The 24,046-nt window shown below is 48.8% G+C and carries 21 protein-coding genes and 1 tRNA gene; 17 read left to right on the top strand and 5 right to left on the bottom strand.

Translation table 11 applies throughout. From position 1 onward, the window contains the following. Positions 1 to 86: 86 nt before the first annotated feature. Positions 87 to 740, top strand: coding sequence for a PAQR family membrane homeostasis protein TrhA (trhA, locus tag LC084_RS12300; RefSeq protein ID WP_226571504.1), 654 nt, complete (start codon positions 87 to 89; stop codon positions 738 to 740). A 97-nt stretch (positions 741 to 837) separates the two neighbouring features. On the opposite strand, the gene ygfZ is transcribed toward trhA, so the two are convergent. After that, positions 838 to 1,827 carry a tRNA-modifying protein YgfZ gene (ygfZ, locus tag LC084_RS12295; RefSeq protein WP_226571503.1) on the bottom strand — a complete coding sequence of 330 codons (990 nt, stop codon included), beginning with the start codon at positions 1,825 to 1,827 and terminating at the stop codon, positions 838 to 840. Positions 1,828 to 2,069: 242 nt separating this feature from the next. Here ygfZ and sdhE point away from each other — a divergent pair, with 242 nt between their 5' ends. Together sdhE and LC084_RS12285 are read left to right on the top strand one after the other, a co-directional pair. Beyond that, a complete protein-coding gene (gene sdhE, locus LC084_RS12290) occupies positions 2,070 to 2,336 on the top strand; it encodes an FAD assembly factor SdhE (protein ID WP_226571502.1) in 267 nt (88 codons plus the stop codon). Further along, positions 2,317 to 2,724 carry a protein YgfX gene (locus LC084_RS12285; protein ID WP_226571501.1) on the top strand — a complete coding sequence of 136 codons (408 nt, stop codon included), beginning with the start codon at positions 2,317 to 2,319 and terminating at the stop codon, positions 2,722 to 2,724. Before sdhE ends, LC084_RS12285 begins: the two co-directional genes overlap by 20 nt. Positions 2,725 to 2,739: 15 nt before the next feature. On the opposite strand, the gene fldB is transcribed toward LC084_RS12285, so the two are convergent. Beyond that, positions 2,740 to 3,261, bottom strand: a complete 522-nt coding sequence (gene fldB / locus LC084_RS12280) for a flavodoxin FldB (protein WP_226571500.1) — start codon at positions 3,259 to 3,261, stop codon at positions 2,740 to 2,742. Positions 3,262 to 3,359: 98 nt separating this feature from the next. On the opposite strand from fldB, the gene xerD reads away from it, so the two are divergent. The 7 genes from xerD to LC084_RS12245 all read left to right on the top strand — a co-directional run bounded on the left by xerD (position 3,360) and on the right by LC084_RS12245 (position 10,553). Beyond that, on the top strand, positions 3,360 to 4,256 hold the full coding sequence (gene xerD, locus LC084_RS12275) for a site-specific tyrosine recombinase XerD (RefSeq protein WP_226571499.1): 897 nt from the start codon (positions 3,360 to 3,362) through the stop codon (positions 4,254 to 4,256). A 23-nt stretch (positions 4,257 to 4,279) separates the two neighbouring features. After that, positions 4,280 to 4,978 (top strand): bifunctional protein-disulfide isomerase/oxidoreductase DsbC, encoded by a 699-nt coding sequence (dsbC, locus tag LC084_RS12270; RefSeq protein WP_226571498.1) that lies wholly within the window; start codon positions 4,280 to 4,282, stop codon positions 4,976 to 4,978. Positions 4,979 to 5,005: 27 nt separating this feature from the next. Next, the gene (gene recJ / locus LC084_RS12265; protein WP_226571497.1) at positions 5,006 to 6,736 is read left to right on the top strand and encodes a single-stranded-DNA-specific exonuclease RecJ; all 1,731 of its coding nucleotides are present in this window, start codon (positions 5,006 to 5,008) and stop codon (positions 6,734 to 6,736) included. A gap of 160 nt (positions 6,737 to 6,896) precedes the next feature. Next, positions 6,897 to 7,995, top strand: a protein-coding gene (gene prfB, locus LC084_RS12260; protein WP_110024631.1) for a peptide chain release factor 2 whose coding sequence is annotated in 2 segments (ribosomal slippage) — positions 6,897 to 6,971 and positions 6,973 to 7,995 — 1,098 coding nt in all. Because the reading frame shifts where the segments join, the coding sequence is not laid out codon by codon here. A 9-nt stretch (positions 7,996 to 8,004) separates the two neighbouring features. Next, the gene (lysS, locus tag LC084_RS12255) at positions 8,005 to 9,516 is read left to right on the top strand and encodes a lysine--tRNA ligase (protein ID WP_036102781.1); all 1,512 of its coding nucleotides are present in this window, start codon (positions 8,005 to 8,007) and stop codon (positions 9,514 to 9,516) included. A 108-nt stretch (positions 9,517 to 9,624) separates the two neighbouring features. Beyond that, the gene (actS, locus tag LC084_RS12250; RefSeq protein WP_319004408.1) at positions 9,625 to 10,389 is read left to right on the top strand and encodes an amidase activator ActS; all 765 of its coding nucleotides are present in this window, start codon (positions 9,625 to 9,627) and stop codon (positions 10,387 to 10,389) included. 90 nt (positions 10,390 to 10,479) lie between these two features. After that, positions 10,480 to 10,553: transfer RNA gene (locus LC084_RS12245), tRNA-Gly, on the top strand. A 761-nt stretch (positions 10,554 to 11,314) separates the two neighbouring features. Here the strand turns inward: LC084_RS12245 and LC084_RS12240 are convergent. Continuing rightward, positions 11,315 to 11,707 (bottom strand): nuclear transport factor 2 family protein, encoded by a 393-nt coding sequence (locus tag LC084_RS12240; protein WP_226571496.1) that lies wholly within the window; start codon positions 11,705 to 11,707, stop codon positions 11,315 to 11,317. A 99-nt stretch (positions 11,708 to 11,806) separates the two neighbouring features. On the opposite strand from LC084_RS12240, the gene LC084_RS12235 reads away from it, so the two are divergent. The 3 genes from LC084_RS12235 (at position 11,807) to LC084_RS12225 (ending at position 14,962) form a co-directional block, all read left to right on the top strand. Next, positions 11,807 to 12,544, top strand: a complete 738-nt coding sequence (locus LC084_RS12235; protein ID WP_226571495.1) for a helix-turn-helix domain-containing protein — start codon at positions 11,807 to 11,809, stop codon at positions 12,542 to 12,544. Between the two features lie 176 nt (positions 12,545 to 12,720). Beyond that, on the top strand, positions 12,721 to 13,590 hold the full coding sequence (locus tag LC084_RS12230) for an aldo/keto reductase (protein ID WP_226571494.1): 870 nt from the start codon (positions 12,721 to 12,723) through the stop codon (positions 13,588 to 13,590). Positions 13,591 to 14,350: 760 nt separating this feature from the next. Beyond that, positions 14,351 to 14,962, top strand: coding sequence for a hemagglutinin (locus tag LC084_RS12225; protein ID WP_226571493.1), 612 nt, complete (start codon positions 14,351 to 14,353; stop codon positions 14,960 to 14,962). Positions 14,963 to 15,193: 231 nt separating this feature from the next. On the opposite strand, the gene dld is transcribed toward LC084_RS12225, so the two are convergent. After that, complete coding sequence (gene dld, locus LC084_RS12220) at positions 15,194 to 16,936, bottom strand: D-lactate dehydrogenase (protein WP_226571492.1); 1,743 nt, start codon at positions 16,934 to 16,936, stop codon at positions 15,194 to 15,196. A 108-nt stretch (positions 16,937 to 17,044) separates the two neighbouring features. Next, complete coding sequence (gene poxB / locus LC084_RS12215) at positions 17,045 to 18,769, bottom strand: ubiquinone-dependent pyruvate dehydrogenase (RefSeq protein WP_226571491.1); 1,725 nt, start codon at positions 18,767 to 18,769, stop codon at positions 17,045 to 17,047. Between the two features lie 565 nt (positions 18,770 to 19,334). On the opposite strand from poxB, the gene LC084_RS12210 reads away from it, so the two are divergent. From LC084_RS12210 to fes, 4 genes are all read left to right on the top strand, one after another. After that, complete coding sequence (locus tag LC084_RS12210) at positions 19,335 to 20,726, top strand: NAD-dependent succinate-semialdehyde dehydrogenase (protein WP_226571490.1); 1,392 nt, start codon at positions 19,335 to 19,337, stop codon at positions 20,724 to 20,726. A gap of 137 nt (positions 20,727 to 20,863) precedes the next feature. After that, positions 20,864 to 21,991, top strand: coding sequence for a ribosomal protein uL16 3-hydroxylase (locus LC084_RS12205; protein WP_226571489.1), 1,128 nt, complete (start codon positions 20,864 to 20,866; stop codon positions 21,989 to 21,991). A 309-nt stretch (positions 21,992 to 22,300) separates the two neighbouring features. Then, positions 22,301 to 22,510: a YdgH/BhsA/McbA family protein gene (locus LC084_RS12200; protein WP_226571488.1), complete on the top strand. Its 210-nt coding sequence runs from the start codon at positions 22,301 to 22,303 to the stop codon at positions 22,508 to 22,510. Positions 22,511 to 22,814: 304 nt separating this feature from the next. Then, the gene (fes, locus tag LC084_RS12195) at positions 22,815 to 24,041 is read left to right on the top strand and encodes an enterochelin esterase (protein ID WP_226571487.1); all 1,227 of its coding nucleotides are present in this window, start codon (positions 22,815 to 22,817) and stop codon (positions 24,039 to 24,041) included. Positions 24,042 to 24,046: the final 5 nt, after the last annotated feature.

The following is a 24,046-nucleotide window of genomic DNA, read 5'->3' as shown; positions in this document are numbered from 1 at the left end:
AAATTTCAGTGAACATGTGTTCACTGAAATCATTCTCAGTTAGGCTATACATGCAGTGACCTTATTTATTCCCAGGAGTTGACCTTATGGCTCGAACAAAACGTTTTGCACAGGGATATTCGCTGGCAGAGGAGATAGCCAACAGTATCAGCCATGGGATAGGCCTGGTGTTTGGCATCGTTGGGCTGGTGTTATTATTGATTCAGGCCGTGGATACACGGGCGGGTGCGACAGCCATAACCAGTTACAGCCTGTATGGCGGCAGCATGATATTGCTGTTCCTTGCGTCCACGTTGTACCACGCCATTCCCCATGAGCGTGTTAAACCGCTGCTGAAGAAATTTGACCACTGTGCTATCTACCTGCTGATTGCTGGTACTTATACTCCATTTTTGCTGGTGGGGTTGGGTTCGCCACTGGCGCATACTTTAATGGTTATTATCTGGAGCCTGGCACTGGCGGGGATCCTGTTTAAGCTCACCATTGCCCACCGGTTTAAAGTGCTCTCACTGGTAACCTACCTTGCTATGGGCTGGCTTTCATTACTGGTGGTGTACCAACTGGCAATGCGTATCGCTCCAGGTGGGGTTACTTTACTGGCTGCTGGCGGGGTAGTGTATTCTCTGGGGGTTATTTTTTATGTCTGCCGCCGTATCCCTTTTAACCACGCTATTTGGCACGGTTTTGTGCTGGGTGGGAGCGTGTGCCACTTCCTGGCGATTTACTTTTATGTAGGGTAAAGCAGGCAGAAAAAACGGGCAGGTTAACGCACTCATTTACCTAACTGCGCCAGGCAGAACATGTTTATCCTGGCCTGGCGCTGAAGAACTATGGGGATCAGGCTTCTTCTTCAAGTGAATAGGGCAGTGGCTCAATACCGAGTTCGCTGCTTTCGTCGCCCAAAACACGGAATACGGTGCCTGGTTCGATGTCGTTATTCATTACAGCCTGAACCAGTATTCTGCCATCTTCCAGCGATACTGAAGCCAGAACACGCCCGGTACGCCGCCAGTTGTCACCCATTTTCATTTCCAGTGCATCTGCCGGGGCGGGGATATGCCCGGCTTTACCAGATAACAACCACATTGCGCGCTTATTGGCACCCCTGAATTTAGCCCTCGCCACCATCTCTTGCCCGGTATAACAGCCTTTTTTAAAGCTGATCCCCCCCAGTGCCTGCAAATTTGCCGCCTGTGGGATGAACTCATTGGTGTTGGCTAAATCAATAACGGGGTAGCCTGCTTCAATATCCAACGCCAGCCATTGTTGGCTGTTATTGCGTTGAGCTTCACCTTTGAGTTTATCGGCAACTAACTGAGCCTGATCTGCGTCAGTGACCAGTAAAAAACGCTCAGCAGGCAAAGGCAGCCAGAGCAGTGTGGTGTTGCCCTTCCGGACAACTGGCTGGCTGGAATCTGGCAGAGTGGAAAAAACCGAAGCCAGTGCAGCACGAGCCTGAAAACCAGCCAGACCGAGCAGTACAGCGCCGTCATCTGGCGCGATGGTGACTTTGGAAAAAACAGCGTACTTTTTCAGTTCACTCAACTGTCCTTCACACACACTGCGGCGCAGCAACCAACTGAAACCCTGCTCAGTGGAAAATAACCGCAGGTCACTCCACATTTTCCCTTTGGCGTCGCAATGCGCGGTCAGAACATGGTCATGTTCCGTCAACTGAGCAATATCTGCAGTAAGTTGCCCCTGAAGATATGTTTTACTGTCAGGACCGCTGATAGAGGCTACGGCCCAGTCATCCAGTGTCATTAATGTCAAGGGAAGGCGGGCTGCGTTAACCGCCTGGCGAGGCGCAAACGGATTGAAAGACATAGTTTTAGTCCCGTTTAAATGAGTGCGATATGCCAACTATGGTAAAAGAGACGCAAGCCATTGCAAGGGCTTTCACCATACCTTTTGTGCCTTTGCGCACAAGGCTGCACGCTAATGTAATGGCCTGCAACATTAAGAGTAAAGTTAGAAGGATAAAGGAAAATCGCATATTCCGATGAAGAGTGGCGATAAAACAAGGTAAACTAGCCCGGTACCCGCTTGTGTATTACAGGAAAGAATGTATGGATATCAATAATAAAGCTCGTATTCATTGGGCATGCCGCCGCGGTATGCGCGAGTTAGACATTTCCATCATGCCTTTTTTTGAGCATGAATATGACACATTGAGTGACGCAGACAAACAAGCGTTTGTTCGGTTGCTTACCTGTGATGACCCTGATCTCTTTAACTGGCTTATGAACCATGGTTCGCCAGAGGACCCTGATTTGGCCCGAATGGTTGCACTTATTCAGTCACGGAATATGGCTCGTGGTCCTGTGGCACTCTGACCTGCGGGTTTCCTGGCAAACGCAATGGCTTTCACTGCTGCTGCACGGTTTAGTCGCTGCGGCAGTGTTGTTTTTGCCCTGGCCACTGGCATGGACACCGGTATGGTTATTGCTGGTTTCGCTGGTGGTTTTCGACTGTGTAAGAAGCCAGCGGCGTATCAACTCCCGCCATGGTGAATTGCAGCTGTTAACCGAAAACCGGGTTAAATGGCAAGATGCTGAGTGGTTCCTGGCAGGCCAGCCCTGGATGCTGAAATATGGGGTTTTGCTGAGTTTGCGCCGCACTTCAGGTGGGCGCAAACACCATTTATGGCTGGCGGCAGACAGCATGGATAAAAAGGCCTGGCGCGATTTGCACCGCTTACTGAGCCAACACGCCGGGACATGAGTATTGCCGGGCTGGTCAGCCAAATGCCTGCGCCATTTCACCAAGAATTTGTTCGCACCAATTTTCCAGGCGTTCGTCACTCAGGTCATACTGGCTGGTTTCATCCAGAGCCAGGCCAACAAACAGTTTCCCATCTGCTGTTACGGGTTTCTGGCTGGTAAAGGTGTAGCCTTCAGTTGGCCAGTAACCAATAAAGTGAACACCCAGTGGTTGTAATTTGTCGTGCAGCATACCCAGCGCATCAAGGAACCACTCACTGTACCCTTCCTGGTCACCCATGCCGTACAATGCGACAATTTTCCCTTTAAGGTTAAGGTCACCCAGTTTGTCCCATATGGCTTCCCAGTCTTCCTGGAGTTCACCAAAATCCCAGGTCGGTATCCCCATGATTAGCACATCATAGCTTTCCATTAATGCGGGGGAGTCATCTTTCAGGTTGTGCAGCTCCACCAGGTCCGGCCCAATGATGTCGCGAATTTTTTCCGCAGCCATTTCGGTGTAGCAGGTGCTGGAGCCATAAAAAAGGCCGATTTTCATTATGTTAACCATTCATTTCTTATACCAACCGGCATAGTGTACCAGATCCCTCACGGGTTAAGGCATAATGCGCATATCTGGACAAATACGAGGTGAAAATGGACGACAATCTTGCACTGATTGAGCAATTCCTCGATACGTTGTGGCTGGAGCGTAACCTGGCGGAAAATACGCTCAGTGCGTACCGGCGTGATTTACACATGGTAGTGGAATGGCTCCACCACCGGCAAAAAACGGTGTTATCCGCAACCGGTGACGATTTACAGGCACTGCTGGCAGAACGGGTTGAAGGTGGATATAAGGCGACCAGTTCCGCACGTTTGTTGAGTGCCCTGCGGCGTTTTTTCCAGTATTTGTACAATGAGAAAATGCGCACCGATGACCCTTGCGCCAGGCTTGCATCGCCCAAACTCCCCCAGCGTTTACCCAAAGACTTGAGCGAAATTCAGGTTGAGCACCTGTTGCAGGCTCCCGTTGTAGATATCCCTCTTGAATTGCGCGATAAAGCCATGCTCGAAGTCCTCTATGCGACCGGGTTGCGTGTGTCTGAACTGGTGGGTTTGAGTATGAGCGATGTCAGCCTGCGCCAGGGAGTGGTTCGCGTGATTGGTAAAGGTGATAAAGAGCGCCTGGTACCACTAGGTGAAGAGGCTGTTTACTGGCTCGAACAGTACCTGACTCACAGTCGCCCATGGTTACTCAATGGTGTGGCATCTGATGTGCTTTTCCCCAGCCAGCGGGCAAGGCAGATGACTCGCCAGACTTTCTGGCATCGTATTAAACATTACGCTACGCTGGCGGGCATCGACAGTGAGAAGCTTTCACCTCACGTTTTGCGACACGCATTTGCCACGCATTTGTTAAACCATGGCGCTGACTTGCGTGTGGTGCAAATGCTGCTGGGGCATAGCTCGCTCTCTACAACGCAAATTTATACACATGTGGCCACGGAACGACTGCGCCAACTTCATCAACAGCACCACCCTCGCGCGTGAGTGCCGAAGCAAAAGGATGTTTTATGAAAAAAGGGTTTGTATTGCTCTCTTTAATGGCGGGGATGTTGCCAGGCCTTGTGCATGCAGATGATAACGCCATCAAAACGTCGCTGGGTAAGCTGGGTGTCAGCCAGATGACCATCAAACCTTCACCAGTGCCGGGCATGAAAACAGTGCTAACACCTGCCGGTGTGTTGTATGTCACCGAAGATGGCAAACATGTCATTCAGGGGCCGTTGTATGATGTCAGTGGCGCGCGCCCGGTTAACGTGACTAACGCGCTGCTCGTCAGTTCGATGGAGGCGCTGAAAGGTGAAATGATTGAATACAAAGCCGCTCAGGAAAAACACGTGATTACTGTGTTTACGGATATCACCTGCGGTTATTGCCACAAACTCCATGAGCAAATGAAAGACTACAACAGCCTGGGTATCACCGTGCGTTACCTGGCATTCCCTCGCCAGGGCATGCAAAGTGAAACGGCGGTTGCCATGAAAAATATCTGGTGTGCCAAAGACCCTAAAAAGGCTTTCGATACCGCCATGGCTGGCACGCAAGCGCCTGCGGCGAATTGCAAGGTTGATATCGCAAAACACTACAACCTTGGGCTGCAGTTTGGTATTCAGGGCACACCGGCCGTGGTGCTGCAAAATGGCAGCGTGATCCCAGGTTACCAGGGGCCTGAAGAAATGAAAAACTTCCTGGATCAACATGACAGTTAAAGTTCAGCAAAGCGTGGTCAGTTTCGGGTGAAAAAACAGTTACAACTCCGCCGTCGGGTCGTTGATGACAAGGCGGTACTTCCAGAGTCTCTCCCGCCGTTATTGCGGCGTATTTATGCCAGCCGTGGGGTTCAGGGGGAAGAGGATTTAGCACGCAGCGTCAAAGGGTTGCTGCCCTGGCAGCAACTGAGCGGTATGGATGGCGCAGTGGCCTTTTTACACCAGGCTCTGGTTAAGCAACAGCGGATTGTGGTCGTCGGGGATTTTGATGCCGATGGTGCAACCAGCACCGCACTCAGTGTGCTGGCACTGAAGCAGTTCGGTGCCAACGTGGATTACCTGGTGCCTAACCGTTTTGAAGATGGCTATGGCCTGAGCCCGGAAGTCGTGGAGCAGGCACACCAGCGTGGTGCCCAGGTTATCATGACGGTTGATAACGGTGTCTCGTCCCATGCGGGGGTGGACAGGGCTCATGCGCTGGGGATCCCGGTGCTGGTTACCGATCATCATCTGCCAGGCGAGACATTACCTGCGGCAGATGCCATGGTGAACCCCAACTTACATGGTTGCGATTTTCCTTCCAAATCACTGGCTGGTGTGGGCGTAGCGTTCTATTTAATGATGGCGCTGCGCAGCCATTTGCGCGCTGTTGGCTGGTTCACTGAAACGGGCAGGGCAGAACCTAACCTTGCGGAGTTTCTGGATCTGGTGGCACTGGGCACAGTGGCTGATGTGGTGGCGCTGGATACCAATAACCGGATCCTGGTCTGGCAGGGGTTAAGCCGTATTCGCGCCGGGCGTTGTCGGCCCGGAATTCGCGCACTGTTAGAAGTGGCTAACCGTGATGCATCACGCCTGGTAGCAACTGATTTAGGGTTTGCCATTGGCCCACGCCTGAATGCCGCCGGGCGGCTGGATGATATGTCTGTCGGCGTGGCGTTGCTTATGTGCAATAACCCAGGCGAAGCGCGCATGTTAGCCAGTGAACTGGATGCCTTGAACCAGACCCGCAAGGAGATAGAACAGGGCATGCAGCAGGAAGCGCTGGTATTGTGCGACAAACTGGAGCGCAGCAGTGAAACATTGCCTTCCGGGCTGGCAATGTACCACCCGGAGTGGCATCAGGGCGTGGTTGGTATACTGGCCTCGCGCATGAAAGAGCGTTTCCATCGCCCGGTAATTGCTTTCGCGCCTGCTGGCGATGGCAGCCTGAAAGGTTCCGGGCGTTCTGTTCAGGGCTTCCATATGCGTGATGCCCTGGAGCGCCTGGATACGCGTTTCCCCGGGCTAATGCTGAAGTTTGGCGGGCACGCTATGGCTGCCGGGCTGTCTTTAGAAGAAGCACAGTTTGAAACATTCCGTGAGCGTTTTGCCGCGCTGGTGGATGAATGGCTGGATCCTGCCATGCTGCAAGGTGAAATTTGGTCGGATGGCTTGCTGGAACCCCAGGACATGACGCTGAACGTCGCCGAAATGCTGCGTGATGCAGGCCCCTGGGGGCAGATGTTCCCGGAACCACAGTTTGACGGGCGTTTTCGCTTGTTGCAGCAACGGCTGGTGGGCGAACGCCATTTGAAAGTGATGCTGGAGCCTGTTGGTGGCGGCCCGTTGCTGGATGGCATCGCTTTTAATGTGGACACACAATGCTGGCCCGATATGGGCGTCAAAGAAGTCGAACTGGCTTACCGGCTTGATATTAATGAGTTTCGAGGTAACCGCAATTTGCAGTTAATTATCGAAAACCTCTGGCCTGTATAATTACCCCAAAATTTCCCACCCGTTATCCCGTATAACGCCCCAGGTGAAATAACCGCCAGGGGCGTAAATTTTTAAGGTATAAAATGTTCAGTAAATCCGGTAGACTTCCCGGTCTGTAACCGCATATGTCTTCTCTTAATTCAACGTAAGATTCGCAACCATGTTTGAAATTAACCCGGTAAAAAACCGCATCCAGGACCTCACCGAGCGCACTGACGTTCTTAGGGGGTATCTTTGACTATGATGCGAAGAAAGAGCGTCTTGAAGAAGTAAACGCCGAGCTGGAACAGCCCGATGTGTGGAACGAACCTGAACGCGCGCAGGCGCTGGGTAAAGAACGTTCTTCACTGGAAGCCATTGTTGGCACGCTGGACCAAATGCAGCAAGGCCTGGACGATGTCAATGGCCTGTTAGAGCTGGCGGTGGAAGCTGACGACGAAGAAACGTTCAACGAAACGATCGTCGAGCTGGATCAACTGGACGCGAAACTGGGTCAGCTTGAGTTCCGCCGTATGTTCTCTGGCGAATACGACAGCGCAGATTGTTATATCGATATTCAGGCCGGTTCCGGTGGTACTGAAGCGCAGGACTGGGCGAGCATGTTGCTGCGTATGTATCTGCGTTGGGCGGAAGACAAAGGTTTTAAAACCGAAATTATTGAAGAGTCTGAAGGTGAAGTCGCTGGCCTGAAATCCGCCACAGTGAAAGTGATGGGTGATTATGCCTATGGCTGGCTGCGCACTGAAACCGGCGTTCACCGCCTGGTGCGTAAGAGCCCATTTGACTCAGGTGGCCGTCGCCATACGTCATTCAGTTCCGCGTTTGTGTACCCGGAAGTAGATGACGACATTGATATTGAAATTAACCCGGCTGATTTACGTATTGACGTATATCGTGCATCCGGGGCGGGTGGCCAGCACGTAAACCGGACAGAATCGGCGGTTCGTATTACGCACGTTCCTACCGGGCTGGTTACTCAGTGCCAGAATGACCGTTCTCAGCATAAGAACAAAGATCAGGCAATGAAGCAGTTGAAGGCGAAGCTGTACGAGCTTGAAATGCAGAAGAAAAATGCTGAGAAACAGGCAGTGGAAGAAACCAAGTCTGATATTGGTTGGGGTAGCCAGATTCGTTCTTATGTACTGGATGATTCCCGTATCAAAGATTTGCGTACTGGCGTGGAAACACGTAACACGCAAGCGGTACTGGACGGCAGTCTGGATAAATTCATCGAAGCAAGTTTGAAAGCAGGGTTATGAGGAACCAACATGTCTGAACAACAATCACAGGGCACTGAAGTCGATCTTAATAATGAAATGAAAAACCGCCGTGAAAAGCTTTCCGCGCTGCGTAAGCAGGGCGTGGCTTTCCCGAACGACTTCCGACGTGATAACACTGCTGACAAACTGCACGCTGAATTTGATGGCAAAGAAAATGAAGAACTGGAAGCGCTGGGCATTGAAGTCAGCGTAGCTGGGCGCATGATGACCCGCCGTATCATGGGTAAAGCCTCTTTTGTTACGTTACAGGATATGGGCGGCCGTATTCAGCTGTACGTTTCCCGTGACGACTTAGCGGAAGGCATTTATAACGAACAGTTCAAAAAGTGGGACCTGGGCGATATCCTCGGCGCTCGCGGTAAACTGTTCAAAACCAAAACCGGTGAATTGACCATTCATTGCACCGAAATGCGCCTGCTGACCAAAGCGCTGCGCCCATTGCCAGATAAATTCCACGGTCTTTCTGACCAGGAAATGCGTTATCGCCAGCGTTATCTTGACCTGATCGCCAACGAAGAATCCCGCCATACTTTCCAGGTGCGTTCACGTATTCTGGCTGGTATCCGTAAATTCATGGTAGGCCGCGGGTTTATGGAAGTCGAAACGCCGATGATGCAGGTGATTCCGGGTGGGGCTTCTGCGCGCCCGTTCGTGACTCACCACAATGCGCTGGATATCGACATGTATCTGCGTATTGCGCCTGAACTGTACCTGAAACGTTTGGTTGTGGGTGGTTTTGAACGGGTGTTCGAAATCAACCGTAACTTCCGTAACGAAGGTATCTCTGTGCGCCATAACCCTGAGTTCACCATGATGGAACTCTATATGGCGTATGCGGACTATAAAGACCTGATTGAACTGACCGAATCCCTGTTCCGCACCATGGCGCAAGAAGTTCTGGGCCAGACTCAGGTGCCTTATGGTGATGAAACCTTTGATTTCGGCAAACCTTTTGAAAAACTCACCATGCGTGAAGCTATCAAAAAATATCGCCCGGAAACTGATATGGCGGATCTGGACGATATGGCGAAAGCGGTGGCAATTGCTGAGTCTGTCGGTGTTAAAGTTGAGAAAAGCTGGGGTCTGGGCCGCGTAGTGACCGAGATCTTCGAAGAAGTGGCAGAAAGCCATTTGATCCAGCCAACGTTTATTACCGAATACCCGGCAGAAGTTTCGCCACTGGCGCGTCGTAACGATCAAAACCCGGAAATTACCGATCGTTTTGAATTCTTTATTGGCGGTCGCGAAATTGGTAATGGCTTCTCCGAGTTAAATGATGCTGAAGATCAGGCTGATCGTTTTGCTCAGCAGGTTGCTGCGAAAGACGCCGGTGATGACGAAGCCATGTTCTACGATGAAGACTATGTCACTGCGCTGGAACATGGTCTGCCACCAACTGCAGGTTTGGGTATCGGGATTGACCGTATGGTTATGCTGTTCACCAACAGCCATACCATTCGTGACGTTATCCTGTTCCCGGCTATGCGCCCGGTGAAATAATCCGCTAACGCTCCCCATTTGGGGAGCGTTTTCTCGCTATCGTTCGGCCTGGTTTACCGTCTTGCCATCAGCATCGGAAGCTATCTGAATAGATCCAGAGGAGAGTGCGTGAGTTCGGGAATAACTTTTTCACATTGGCTCCGGCCAATTATCTGTCTGTTTTTAGCCCTGTCTCTGGCTGCCTGTTCCGGGAGTGCATCCCGCAACAATACGCCAATTTCTGGTTCAACTTACACCGTCCAGCGTGGTGATACGCTGTATCGCATCGCACTGCGTTCAGGCAATTCAGTGGGTACGCTTGCCCGTCTTAATGGCATTTCATCGCCTTATACCATCCAGGTTGGGCAACGTTTGCGCCTGAGCGGCTCATCATCCAGTAAAACGGTGACGCCGAAGGCATCAACCAAAGCCACCACAACTGCACGTAACAGCAGCGCGTCGCAACCGGAAAGACTGGCCCCTGCCAACTGGCCTTCCCCCGGTAATAAATGCTGGCGCTGGCCTACACAGGGTAAAGTGGTTGATGGCTGGTCCAGTAAAGATGGCGGCAATAAAGGCATTGATATCGCAGGTACTCGTGGGCAACCAATCTATGCGGCGGCGGCTGGGCGTGTGGTCTATGCCGGCGACCAGTTGCGGGGTTACGGCAACCTGATTCTGATTAAGCATGATGAAAACTACATTACTGCTTATGGTCATAATCAGAGCATGCTGGTTACCAATGGCCAGCAGGTGAAGGCCGGGCAGAAGATAGCCACTATGGGCAGCACAGGTACCAACTCAGTAAAACTGCATTTCCAGATACGCTACAAAGCGACAGCACTGGATCCACTGCGTTACTTGCCCCCTCAAGGGAAATCACCGTCCTGCTAAGCAGGGCGGTTGCTTAAAATGCCAGCACTCAGTTCGTGCGGCTCTTGTTAATCAATTTCAAATGTCTATAATGCGTTACGCACTTCAGATGCGGGCGTAGTTCAATGGTAGAACGAGAGCTTCCCAAGCTCTATACGAGGGTTCGATTCCCTTCGCCCGCTCCAAGAATTTCTACTGCCAGTTAAACTTCGCAACTATTACTCATCCAGCTTTTACCTCGTGATTGCGCCTCTGCAACAATACATCCACTGCATCACATCCACTGCATCGCCATTCGTTTTTCAAACAGCGCTCGGGTTGTTCCTGCCAAACACTGGCGCACGATAAAGAATGTTGAGCTACAACTGGAAAGCAAAAATCGATGGGGGGAAGCGCCAACTTACAAAATAAAGGGCCTGAGAATAAAAGCAGATGACGCTAACCTCTGTTTACCTATCATTTTAAATTCGCCAGGAATATGCCATTGTTGCCGCTATCCTATTAAAAAGAAAAATACTCCCGATTGGCTCAATTGCATGGAATAGACCGGTAAAAGGTTTCTCTGATGATGCTATCTGTCCCACTCCCATTCATTATTGCAGGTGTTCTTGCCCTTCTGTTTGTTCATCTCCTGAGAAATCAGGGAGGCTTGTGGTTTTTGCTCTTTGTTGGAGCATGCGCGGTCCAGGCGGGGCTGATTGGGTTGAGATGGAGCGAAGGCTTTGCCTGGGTACATTACCTACAGCCAGTATTGGCGGCTTGCCTGCCCGGTATTGCTTTAACGGCCTTTGAGTCCCTTGGAGATAAACCCCCTTCGTATTGGCATCTGTTTTGGCCCGTCGCGGTTGTTATTGTCTGGTTGCTACACCCCGCTCTGATTGACTCGCTGCTGGTGTGGTTGTGCTTAACGCTCAAAAACCTATACACATTCAGGTACCAGAGTTGCTCAGTGTACACTTCCCAAATGCTTATCTTCTTCCTGCCCTTCAATAAGCCGGGTGAGTTCCTGGCAACCACTAATTCGCCCGTTATCCACCGTGAAACAGGCAAATACTTCTGTTATGGCATGCCCACCACTTTTTTTTGAAACCCCGACAATATGGTGAGTCAGCACCTTATTCCCTTGTTGTGCAATGGCCAGAATGTGGAGTTCCATGGTTTTGCCGAGTTGCTTTAGCTGAGCCATATGTGCAACAAACAAAGGGTAATCAAGCTCAATTCCGTTCACTTTCTGTTGGTAGTTTGGGGCAAAAAAAGACTCAATTGTCTTTGCGTTATGCTCAGGGCTGCAAATTACCGCTTCAAGTGCCTGAGTTATTAATGGGATATGATTTGTCATATGCGCTACCTCATGTGTTTTACTGTTACCGAAGGGTATGCCAGGCCTGTTCAGCCAGGGTAACCCCAAGGTGACAATCAATAACGCAAATCGGCCAACATGATAGAAAGCACAGAGCCCCTGAACCATACAGCGAAACACCATACCCCCAGCCACCGGCATTCAACCGGGCAACTGTACTGGGTTACAAGGGGTATTATCATGATTGAGTCTGAACACATGCAGTGGGCGGTAACACCCGGGGCTATAGGGTGGATCCCGGCAGAAATACCACACAGTGCCTGGGTGCCTGTGGATGCCCGTGGAGAGATTCTGTACTGCAACCCTGCAGGAACATTACTGCTTCCCTTGTTGCCCTGTATCCGCACCGCTTCCCCTTTTTTGCAGTTGTTATTACAGAGGGTCAGTGAACGGGCTCAGGCTGGTGTTCATTCACCACACTTAATGCACCTGGAACAGGTTCTGGTGGATGAACTCGAACTGGCCACACCCGCGTTGTCGCAACTTTCTCTTCCTGCAGATACACGGGCAAAACAGGTTGCGCAGCTTGTATTAGCGGGCTCCGGGGATGTTTTATCTCAGCCAGACCTTGCTAAACAGGCTGGGTTAAGTGTGCGGACATTAAGCCGGCTTTTTATGCAGCAGACAGGGTTAACATTCAGCCAGTGGAAGCAAAAGGCGCGGGTGCTCCGGTCGTTGGAATATTTACAGCGTGGTACACCGGTTTCTCAGGCTGCTTTATTGGTGGGCTATGAGAATGTGAGCGCATTTATTATGGTTTTCAGGCGGTTTATGGGGATGACACCGGGGCAGTTCCAGTCAGTGGTGCGTTGTTAGGGAGGTTGTTTTGATTTGCTGGCAAACGTAATCCTTCTGCAAATTCTCCGCTTTGCCCGCAAACAACGGGTGTCTGATTAATGAGTTCTGCTCACAAGTCATATCGTATTTTGCATATTAATTGCATGGGTACTTTTATTCTAGAATGTTACTTTGACATGGCAGAGGAACACACTGTGGAATATTCAGTATTAAGCAACAACCTTAAAATGCCGATGGCAGGTTTTGGTGTGTTTAAGGTCACCGATAAAGAAGAATGCAAACAGTCCGTGCTGAGTGCTATTCGGGCAGGCTATCGTCTTATTGATACCGCAGCTGTTTACGGCAATGAAGATGCTGTTGGTGATGCTGTGCGTGAAGCTATCGCAGAAGGTCTGTGTACCCGTGAGGAGTTATTTATTACTTCAAAACTGTGGGTACAAGATATGGCTAACTACGATATGGCGAAAGCCGGTATCGGGGCATCGCTAAAAAAATCGGGGTTAGAATATTTTGACCTCTACTTGCTGCACCAGGCAATGGGGGATTATTTCAGTGCGTGGCGCGCTCTGGAAGACGCATATGATGCCGGGAAACTGAAAGCGATTGGGGTATCCAATTTTTATGCGCATGTATTAGCAAACTTCTGCGAAACAGTCAGAATCAAACCCATGGTGAACCAGGTTGAATTACATCCTTACTTTGCACAACCTGATGCACTTGAAACCATGAAGCACTACAACGTTCAGCCTGAAGCCTGGGCTCCGTTAGCGGGTGGTCGGCATAACCCTTATGAAAACGAAATGCTGCAAAGCATTGCCAGGGCCCATAACAAAACCATTGCTCAGGTTATTTTGCGTTGGAATGTGCAACGTGGTGTAACGGTTATCCCGAAATCCACTCGTCAGGAACGTATTGAAGAGAATTTTGCTATTTGGGATTTCAAACTGGCGAATAACGAAATGGCTCAAATCGCTTCACTTGATTTAGGCTATGTCGGCGAAGCAGTAAAACACTTTAATCCTGAATTTGTTCGTGGCTGCCTGGGTGTAAAAATCCATGACTAAGCATAGCAATCATTGATGCCCGGCTATTTGCTTTCTTCAATAGTGATCTGCTGAGTGCTGCTTCTATATTTCACCTCTGCCGGGGGTGAAATATCGCCATTTCTCATGCATGCCTGCGGCAGGCATGGGCCAGAGCATTTCAGGCCTTCTCGTTTATCCGGGACTGTTATTAACCGCTTACCTTGTCGCTTTCTACTTCGTACCTTTCCTTTCGCACAAACCATGACTGGTTTGTGTTTGTCTGGCATTAAACACTATTTAAGCCTGGGTAAAACAGCAAATCAGTATCTTTTTTCATCGCTATTCCTGTGATTGGCTGGCGCTTAATTTTGGTTAAATCTTACTGTCAGTCTGTTTTTTTCCAGCCTGACAAAAGGGAAATGATAAAAATTACCTGGGGGTGGGAAGGAGCCAGTTATCTCTCTCAGGTTATAAATACTGCCATAACGTATTTATTCTTATTGGGTTTATTTTTATTGGGTTTGTTGTCCTTTGTTCAATGAAACAGAAGCTGTAACTGGCTATTTCACCTTTGGGTGATTTGCCTTAAGGCTGTGCAATGCATACCTGCAACGCACATGTGCTAAACCAGTCCACCAGGCTGTATCACTCGCGGCTTTGTGCCCGGCTTAATGCAAACAACCTTCCCGCACAGTTGTTCGTGTTGGTTGCATGTATTGGCTGGGGCAATATACATGCCTGAAAGGACTTGCTTCTGGCACTCCTCCGTTCGTTCATGAACATATCTGGAGATTTGACAATGGTCTCATCACTATCGGGGTACACGACTTATCCCTTGTCGTATATCCCTTCAGTCAGTAGTACCAGTAGTGTTTTGGCAACAACTGATCTGTCTGAAGTGCAACAGGCTACCACACGCCATTCCGGCAGTGGTGGCATCTACAGTGCACTGGCTAATGCACTTTCTGAGTCTGGCATCACACTCAGTAGTGCAGATACCACTACTACTGATACTTCCAGTACCATATCAACAGCAGATACAGAACAGGCTGTGGGGCAGTTTATCCAGGTTTTGATGGCTGCTATGCACAGTATGTCCGCACCTGCCGCTCAGGAGGCAGATACGGATGCACCACCGCCACCACCACCTGCAGCCATATCTGATTCGTCATCAGAAAACCCGATGCAGACTGACCTGAATGCGCTGATTAGCCAGCTGGCCTCTTCTTCCAGCTCCTCTACCAGTTCATCATCAGGCACTGAAATTAGTGATCTGCAAAGTGCTTTCAGCTCTATGCTCGCCAGCCTGGGGCAAAGTAGCAGCAATGCCACGCTCAGTTCTGTTTTGCAGAATTTTGCCTCAACATTGTCAGCGAATCAGGGCAGTAATATGGTTGATGAAGTTGCCTGATATTTGGTTATGAATTAACGGGTTAGTAAAGCTAAAACAGAAAGGCACTTCGGTGCCTTTCTTTTTGTCCGTAAAAAAACCGGTAAAGATGGTTAAGGTTATATCGCCAGGCAAGTTTTGGTGCGAACAACAAAAACACAACACGTAATGGAATAATTGGAACTGCACTGATGACCAGCCTTATATACCCATCCTGTAGCATAATCTGTTTATTTCGTACTGATTCCGGCACTATTCTTCAGGGTGTTTGTGATAATGACTATATTTTGATGTATGCCCAATCCCTGGATTAAAACAGTTACAGGGATCCAATGTCTGGTAATGATTTTTCAGTGCATCCTTGGCGACGTATAAGTGTCCAACATTATGCTCGGCAGGGTACTCCGCTCCACGGATATCTAACAGTTTCCACATTTTGTGTTCGAGAGCCAGACAATCATGGCCTTTACTCACAATATAATCCTGGTGAAACACATGGCACAGGAAGTGACCGTAATAGAGTTTCAGTAAAATCGGTTTTTCAATTTCATCAGGCAGCGTTTCACACCATTGCTGAGTATTTCTTGGCAGTGCGATGTCCAGTGCAAGTATGTTTTCTACTGTCTGAGTATGTACCGCACGGTAACGGTTTGCAGCACCGGCAGCGGCGAAGCGATGTAAAAAAGCTTTGGTGCCTTCTTCCTTGGTGCATTCAAAAAAATCACTGCTTCTGTTGGCAAAATAATGGGATAAAAAATCCCGGGCTTCCTCTTTACCTGAGGCTGAGACTTTAAGCAGCAAATGGTGCTCAAACTTATCCCGATACTCGCGCATTCTTAATGGCAAATGTTTAGGAAATAATGAACTGGCGAACTGCATGATTCTGTCTGTAAAATTGGACGGAAAAAATTTTAGTTTATTAAAAATATTGTCCATCTTCGCTTTTAAGGCGAAGAGTTTCGGTAAGCGTGAAGTCCCCAAATAGTGGATCATTAAAAAGGTATCTTTACCATATTTTTCAGCAATATCGAAAGCGACACGATGCAAGTATTCACCTGAAATAGGGAGTTGTTTAAACTCTGAGAGGATATGACGGCGTATATCCGTCAACTCCTGCGGATCGTTGGTGCCTATGTAAAAAACCTGTGGATCTTTCTCTATAGGAAAAGTATCAAGACGTACCGCAAACACCATAACTTTCCCGGCAGAGCCAGATGATTCATACAGACGATGTGGATCGGCATTAAATCGAGCTGGCGTATTTTCATCGATTTGGCGTACGTAGGTTTCGTAATCGTGATCGGAACAATTCCCCAGGTCATTTTCAACATCTGCGTCGCTAAAATCTCTTTGTTCAATACGCTGAAGAACATCTTCTTCTGAACCACTTAATGAGATACCTAAGTGGTTGACTAAATGCAGTTCGCCCTGCTCATCAACCTGCGCAAATAGCGACATTTGAGTATAGGCTGGGCCACGGCGTACCAATGCGCCACCAGAATTATTACAAACCCCACCGAAGACTGATGCGCCAATACAGCTTGAACCAATAACGGAGTGAGGTTCCCTTCCTTGTGGGCGTAGTACAGTTTCTAATTGATCCAGGGTGGAACCTGGCAAACAGATAACTTGTCGGCCGTCTTCGATAACATGAATAGTTTTCATCCTGGTCATACTGACAATCACAATATCCCTGTCATAATCATCACCATCAGGTGTTGAACCACCGGTTAGGCCAGTATTTGATGCCTGAGAAATAACAATTACACCTGCGTTTATACAGGCTTTCAGAACACGCCATTGCTCAATGAGTGACCCAGGGCAAACAACGGCAAGGGCGTTCCCACTCCCAAAGCGAATACCTGTACGGTACTGTCTGGTACTTTCAGCATCCGTTAAGACATATTTATTACCAACAATTTGATTTAATACTGAAATTAATTCATTACTATTTTGCTGTGAATTAACAGATGCAGCAGTAGGCCATGTAACCATGATGTCATTCCGAAGATAGTCAAAAGTATCAATAAGCAGTTGAACCTAATCCCTGTTCTTTGGAGGGAGCAGAAAGCCGTGTTTGATATGGCTTTCTGCTACTGGCACTTATCTGCGCCAGTTGGTTTTGCTCAGCTCAATAATTTCATCGCCACGGCCATTGAGCAGCGCTTTCATCATATACAGGCTGAAGCCTTTCGCTTGCTCCATCTTAATTTGTGGCGGCATAGCCAGTTCTTGTTTAGCTGTATCCACTTCCAGAACTACAGGGCCCGGATGTGCCAGGGTTTCTTTCAGTGCGCCAGGCAACTCTTCAGGTTTCCCAACATGAATACCTTTTACGCCGCAGGCTTCGGCAATGGCGGCAAAGCTTGGGTTTTCCAGGTTGGTATCATCGGAAAGGTAACCGCCAGCTTTCATTTCCATGGCAACAAAGCCCAAAGAACGGTTATTGAACACCACAATTTTTACCGGGAGTTTCAACTGGTTAAGGGACAACAAATCCCCCATTAACATGGAGAAGCCCCCATCGCCACACAGTGCGACAACCTGGCGCTTTCTGTCGACAGATTGTGCTCCCATTGCCTGTGACAACGCGTTAGCCATTGAGCCGTGGTTAAACGAACCAATTAAACGGCGCTTCCCATTCATTTTCAGGTAACGTGCTGCCCATAATGTCGGAGTACCCACATCGCAAGTAAATACCGCATCGTCGGCCGCTTCTTCACTCACCAGGCGCGCTAGGTACTGCGGGTGAATCAGGTCATAGGCGGTTTTCCCGTTAGCCAGCTCATCCAGGCCTTTACGCGCTTCGGTGTAATTTGCCACACACTGTTCCAGGTGGGAGGAACCGTGATTACTGTTAATCATAGGCAGAAGTGCCTTCAGTGTGGACTTGATGTCACCCAATACACCGAGGTCTATCTGGGTATGCCGGCCCAAAGATGCCGGGTTGTTATCGATTTGCAGTATGCTGGCATTTTCCGGGTAGAACGCACGGTATGGGAAACTGGTGCCAAGCAGTAAAACGGTATCGGCCTGGCGCATTGCGTGGTAGCCCGATGAAAACCCGATTAAACCAGTCATGCCAACGTCATAAGGGTTGTCATATTCGATATATTCTTTACCGCGCATGGCATGAACGATTGGTGCCTGTAATTTTTCAGCCAGTGCGACCACTTCCTCATGGGATTCAGCACAGCCGGCACCACACATTAAGGTGATTTTGGCACTGTTATTGAGTTTTTCGGCCAGTTCAGCAAGATCTGACTGCTGAGGCTGGTAATAGGCAGGTTTAGGTACATTCCATTTCGGTTCAACTCCTTCAGGAACTGCTTTTAATGCAATATCGCCCGGCAAGACTAATACGCTGACATCACGGTGAAGAATAGCCTGGCGCATAGCCGTTTCCAGCAAATAAGGCATTTGTTCCGGGTTGGAAACTAATTCGCAATAAACACTGCATTCTTTAAAGAGTTCTTGCGGATGAGTTTCCTGGAAATAATTTGTGCCAATTTCTGCAGAAGGAATATGTGCGGCAATAGCCAGCACCGGAACACGGTTACGGTGGCAATCAAATAGTCCGTTGATTAAGTGCATATTACCCGGGCCACAAGAACCAGCACATACAGACAATTCGCCTGTGATATGGGCTTCAGCACCTGCGGCAAATGCAGCTGTTTCTTCGTGGCGGGTACCCAGCCACTCAATTGTACCTAATTTTCTCAGGCTGTCGCTGATGCCATTTAATGAATCGCCTGTCACGCCCCAAATACGTTTAACACCTGCTTTATCAAGTGTTTCGGTAATAAAGTTTGCAATGCTTTTCGACATAAAAAACTCCCTAAAAAGAGAATGGCAATAACATGAAGTAAACAAAATGTTATCAGATTGGAGGTATTATCAACCCATTGAGGCTAAATGTTCAAGGTATAAACATCATTTGTATTACAAATATTTTATTATATTAATATGGTTTTATATTTTATTTTGTAATATGTGGTTTATATTTTTTTTATATATAACAGTAAGTTATGTTGTTTATTGCGCGTGGCGAGTAATGGTGTTTACAGATTTTTCTGCTGCTTTATAGAGGATGGATATAAATAAAAACAGGTCATAAAGGGCGCGAATAATAAATGAGGTAAACCATTTATGTGAATATTCAATAATTCTGAGTAACACCAACAAAACTTCTGGATTTCTCTTATGATACATACTGGCTACTATTTTTACATTATGTGTGGTGCTCCCGGTTACATACGGTGATTTGTGCCATGCTGATACAGTGCGAGTTAAGTTTGGCCAGCGATTGTTACTTGCCGGGCCCGGAAACGCTCAATGAGATAAAAAAGGGTGCCACTTTATGTGGCTTATTATTTTTTTAAGGAGAATTTCCATGGCATATGCAACAACCAACCCCTTCACCGGGGAAGTTATTAAAACATTCCCAGACGCTACTGATGCAGAAGTCACAGATGCTATTGCCAGGGCGCATAATACCTTCACCACATGGCGTAATGTTTCATTTTCACAGCGCGGTGAAATCTTACAAAATGCAGCCAATTTACTGCGTAAACAAAAAGACGAATTTGCGCGTTTATTAACGCTTGAAATGGGCAAACTGTATAGCGAAGCGCTGGCTGAAGTAGAGCTGTCTGCCCAGATTTTTGAATATTACGTTAAAAATGCGGAAAAACTACTGGCACCGGAAATCTTACCAGTAGCTAACCCCCAGGAAGCCACAGCGAAAATTGTTCATGAACCGTTAGGTGTGCTGCTGGCAATTGAGCCCTGGAATTTCCCGTACTACCAGATTGCTCGTATCATTGCACCACAACTTTCCGCCGGGAATACCATTCTTCTTAAACACGCATCGAATGTTCCGCAAAGTGCGGCTCGTTTTGAAAAACTCATGCATGATGCTGGCCTGCCTGATGGTGGGTTTATCAACCTGTACGCAGCCCGTCACCATATTGAGCAAATCCTCAATGATCCACATGTACAAGGGGTGGCGCTCACGGGTTCTGAAGGGGCCGGTGCCACTGTGGCGGCACAGGCTGCAAAAGCACTGAAAAAATCCACCCTTGAATTAGGTGGGGCAGATGCCTTTGTTGTGCTGGCAGATGCTGATTTGGAAAAAACAGCAAAATGGGCTGTATTTGGCCGCCACTGGAATGGTGGTCAGGTTTGTGTTTCTTCCAAGCGGATGATTATTGTTGATGACGTCTATGATGCGTTCCTTGAACGCTACACGGCGGGTGTGGCGGCGCTGAAAGCGGGTGATCCTTTGGATTCGGCAACAACATTGGCACCGCTTTCCTCACAACAGGCGGCAGATGAAGTTAAAGAAAAAATCCAACTGGCGATTTCCCATGGCGCACATGCACTGGAAGTAGGGCCAAAAGTACCCACCCAGGGCGCGTTTGTTCAACCCACCATTCTCACTGATGTAACACCGGATAACCCGGCTTATTACATGGAGTTTTTTGGCCCGGTATCAATGATACTGCGTGCGAAAGATGAAGCTGACGCTGTGCGGATCGCCAATGATTCTCCGTTTGGCCTTGGTGGCTCTATTTTCACACGCGATACATCGCGTGGTGCGGAACTGGCTACTAAAATATCCACCGGGATGGTTTACATTAATCACCCAACACGTGTGAAAGCTGATCTGCCCTTTGGTGGTGTACGCCGCTCAGGCTATGGACGTGAACTAACCGGGTTGGGTATTAAAGAATTTGTGAATCACAAATTGATTTCTGTTGTAGATATTGACGCAGAATTCTAAAGCAATGACAGGAAGCCTTTGAGTTTTGGCTTCCTGTCATTCCCTTTCTTTCGCGCGCAGGTTTGACCCACAGCAAAGAGCCCCACGACCACACCTCTTTATAATCAGCCCCCATTTCCCTTGCGTGGTACACATGAATGGCTTACCAACTCAATCTTAACTGGCCGGAATTTCTGGAAACTTACTGGCAGAAAAAACCGGTTATCTTAAAAAATGCTTTGCCGGGCTTTGTCGATCCTATTACGCCAGATGAACTGGCAGGCCTTGCAATGGAAGCTGAAGTCGACAGCCGTATTGTGAGCCTGCAGAATGGGGAATGGCAGGCCTGGAACGGTCCTTTCGAACAGTTTGACCACCTGGGTGAAACGGGTTGGTCTTTACTGGCACAGGCAGTGAACCACTGGCATGCGCCATCGGCAGAATTAGTTCGCCCGTTTCGGGTGCTGCCGGACTGGCGGCTTGATGATTTGATGATCTCCTTTTCAGTCCCTGGTGGTGGCGTTGGCCCGCATATCGATCAGTACGATGTCTTTATCATTCAGGGGATGGGCAGCCGCCGCTGGCGGGTAGGGGATAAACTGCCACTGAAGCAGTTCTGCCCGCATCCGGCTTTACTGCATGTTGAGCCGTTTGAACCAATCATTGATGAAGACCTGGCACCTGGCGATATCCTTTACATCCCACCCGGATTCCCCCATGACGGTTTTACCCACGAGACAGCATTAAATTACTCCGTTGGTTTTCGTGGCCCTAATGGGCGCGATCTGATCAGCAGTTTTGCGGATTATGCGCTGGAAAATGATCTGGGTGGTGAACATTACAGTGATCCGGATCTGACATGCCGCGAGCACCCCGGAAGAGTAGAAAACTATGAACTGGATCGGGTGCGCAAGATGATGCTCGATGTGATCAACCAGCCCGAAGACTTTGCGCAATGGTTTGGCCGTTTTGCCACCACACCGCGCCATGAACTGGATATTGCACCGCCAGAACCGGCCTACCAGGCTGATGAAGTGGTGAATGCCTTGCGTTCCGGTGAAGTTCTGACAAGGCTTAGTGGGCTGCGGGTTTTACATATTGGCGATCAGTTCTTTGTTCACAGTGAAGCGCTGAACACCAGTGATGATAAGGCCGCAGACGCGTTGTGCCGTTACACAACTGTTGGCGAGCAGGAACTGGGCAACGGGTTGGATAACCCGGCATTTGTAACCGAGCTGACTGCTCTGGTAAATCAGGGGTATTGGTTCTTCGGCGAAGAAGAATAATCTTCATCAACCAGTGAGCAGGGCGCTTACCTTGCTCACTGTTAAGTGCTCATCAGGCAGAACTCCGGCGGCACCTTCTGTTTTACTCTGGTTAACATCATTTAATGAATTGATTTTAAATCATATTCCTTCATTACTTCTTTCTTATATACCCCATAATTTTTATTAATATGTGCGATTGAAAATTATAAGCGCACTTTTAGTTACCATAAATATAATTTCAATGGTTACTATATATGCATCGACGATAAGACATCGTTCAACCAAATCACACGTATTAGTTAATTGAAAAAATGAAGGAATATGACCATGAAAAATATTAAAACCATCGCTGCCGCCGCTGCTCTTACTCTGGTTTCATTTGCAAGCTTTGCGCAATCAGTCAGTGTGACTGCGGATACGCTGGATGGCGCTGAAGCAAAAATTGCTGCAAAAGCACAGCAAGAAGGCGCTTCTTACCACATCACAGAAGCGAATATGAACAACAGAGTTCATATGACTGCCGATCTGACCAAATAATGGCCCGGAACTGACAGTACAGCCAGAAAAATCTGAACTGTGGTTTTTCTGGTTTAATCTCCATGGCTTACCTCCCCACAACGAAAACCCGCCTGCTTCTGTTAATCCAAAAACCTCTTCAAATGTTGATGCCCACAATAAATTAATTCCTATTAAAAACAGGGGTTTTTGATATTTTTTAGCCATTTCCTAATTCAGCTATGAGAATCAGAATACCATTGAAAATGAAAATTATTATCAATACTATAATGTGCGATTTCTGTTACAGTTAGAAAAACCATTTTATCGATGAGGTTATTGTGCAATGGAACTGGCACCTGGCAGCCACGCGTGGTGGCAATACAAACAAAGCCCGGAGTGGGTGTCTGAAGGTACGGATAAGTGCCGGGTAACATTTTGGTGGCGCGATCCCCAGGGAGATGAGTCCACTTCGCCTGTCCGCCGGGTATGGCTCTACATTACGGGTGTCACTGATCACCATCAGCGTGCAGTCCCACAATCCCTGCAACGTATTCCGGGAACAGATGCCTGGACATGGTCTACCTCATTGAGTTCAAGCTGGCGTGGCAGCTATTGCTTTATCCCTTCAATAAGCGACAACGACTTTAGTGAAGCCGTAATGCAAGGGGATATGAGCGATAAAATGGCGCTGCGTGAAGGCTGGCGGCGGTTATTGCCCCAGGCGATTGCCGACCCGTTAAACCCGTTATTTTGGCGTGGTGGCCGCGGCCATCCTGTTTCTGGCCTGGAACTCCCGAATGCCCCGGAACAGCCGGGTTGGAAGAACACGCAAGTGGCTTATACCGAGCCACTGTGTATTAACTGGCACAGCGAACATTTGCACAATACCCGCCGGGTTTGGGTGTACACCACTGGTGAGGCATCTGATCCTGCCGAACGGCCACTTGCAATATTGCTGGATGGCGAGTTTTGGGCGCAGAGCATGCCTGTCTGGCCTGTACTGCAATCACTGACTCTGGCCGGGCAACTGCCTGCTGCGGTCTATGTGCTGATCGATGCGATAGACACCGCTCATCGCAGCCGTGAATTACCCTGCAATCAGGATTTCTGGTTGGCAGTGAAAAACGAATTATTACCTCATATTGCGCAACTCGAACCCTTCCATCCTGGCCCACAAAATACCGTGGTTGCCGGACAAAGTTTTGGTGGCCTGGCATCTCTCTATGCCGCACTACACTGGCCTGATCATTTTGGCTGCGCGCTTAGTCTCTCTGGTTCTTACTGGTGGCCCAACCGGGGGGAAAATATGGATGGCGAACTTATTCGCCAGATTAAAAGCGGACAGATCCCTGTGGGCCACCCTCGCATAATCCTTGAAGCAGGTTTGCGTGAGCCCCTTATCTTTCGGGCTAACCAGGCTATGTATACACAACTACAACACACACAGCACGAAGTTTTGTGGCGTCAATTTGATGGCGGACATGATGCGCTTTGCTGGCGCGGTGGGCTAACCCGTGGATTAAAAACCCTCTGGTCATCGCTTTTGGTCAGTAAACCGTGTTTTTCATGACAGGA

Source organism: Mangrovibacter yixingensis, assembly GCF_020523985.1.
In the GTDB taxonomy this organism is placed as follows: Bacteria; Pseudomonadota; Gammaproteobacteria; order Enterobacterales; family Enterobacteriaceae; genus Mangrovibacter; species Mangrovibacter yixingensis.
This window is presented reverse-complemented; position numbering and strand designations above follow the sequence as displayed.

Bases quoted from the DNA above. Each gene is read 5' to 3' on its own strand.
- fldB (WP_226571500.1), bottom strand. From the start codon at position 3,261: ATGAAAATCGGCCTTTTTTATGGCTCCAGCACCTGCTACACCGAAATG.
- dld (WP_226571492.1), bottom strand. From the start codon at position 16,936: ATGGTTACATGGCCTACTGCTGCATCTGTTAATTCACAGCAAAATAGT.
- ygfZ (WP_226571503.1), bottom strand. From the start codon at position 1,827: ATGTCTTTCAATCCGTTTGCGCCTCGCCAGGCGGTTAACGCAGCCCGC.
- LC084_RS12210 (WP_226571490.1), top strand. From the start codon at position 19,335: ATGGCATATGCAACAACCAACCCCTTCACCGGGGAAGTTATTAAAACA.
- poxB (WP_226571491.1), bottom strand. From the start codon at position 18,769: ATGTCGAAAAGCATTGCAAACTTTATTACCGAAACACTTGATAAAGCA.
- LC084_RS12235 (WP_226571495.1), top strand. From the start codon at position 11,807: ATGATAGAAAGCACAGAGCCCCTGAACCATACAGCGAAACACCATACC.
- trhA (WP_226571504.1), top strand. From the start codon at position 87: ATGGCTCGAACAAAACGTTTTGCACAGGGATATTCGCTGGCAGAGGAG.
- LC084_RS12225 (WP_226571493.1), top strand. From the start codon at position 14,351: ATGGTCTCATCACTATCGGGGTACACGACTTATCCCTTGTCGTATATC.
- dsbC (WP_226571498.1), top strand. From the start codon at position 4,280: ATGAAAAAAGGGTTTGTATTGCTCTCTTTAATGGCGGGGATGTTGCCA.
- LC084_RS12200 (WP_226571488.1), top strand. From the start codon at position 22,301: ATGAAAAATATTAAAACCATCGCTGCCGCCGCTGCTCTTACTCTGGTT.
- lysS (WP_036102781.1), top strand. From the start codon at position 8,005: ATGTCTGAACAACAATCACAGGGCACTGAAGTCGATCTTAATAATGAA.
- LC084_RS12205 (WP_226571489.1), top strand. From the start codon at position 20,864: ATGGCTTACCAACTCAATCTTAACTGGCCGGAATTTCTGGAAACTTAC.
- sdhE (WP_226571502.1), top strand. From the start codon at position 2,070: ATGGATATCAATAATAAAGCTCGTATTCATTGGGCATGCCGCCGCGGT.
- LC084_RS12240 (WP_226571496.1), bottom strand. From the start codon at position 11,707: ATGACAAATCATATCCCATTAATAACTCAGGCACTTGAAGCGGTAATT.
- xerD (WP_226571499.1), top strand. From the start codon at position 3,360: ATGGACGACAATCTTGCACTGATTGAGCAATTCCTCGATACGTTGTGG.
- fes (WP_226571487.1), top strand. From the start codon at position 22,815: ATGGAACTGGCACCTGGCAGCCACGCGTGGTGGCAATACAAACAAAGC.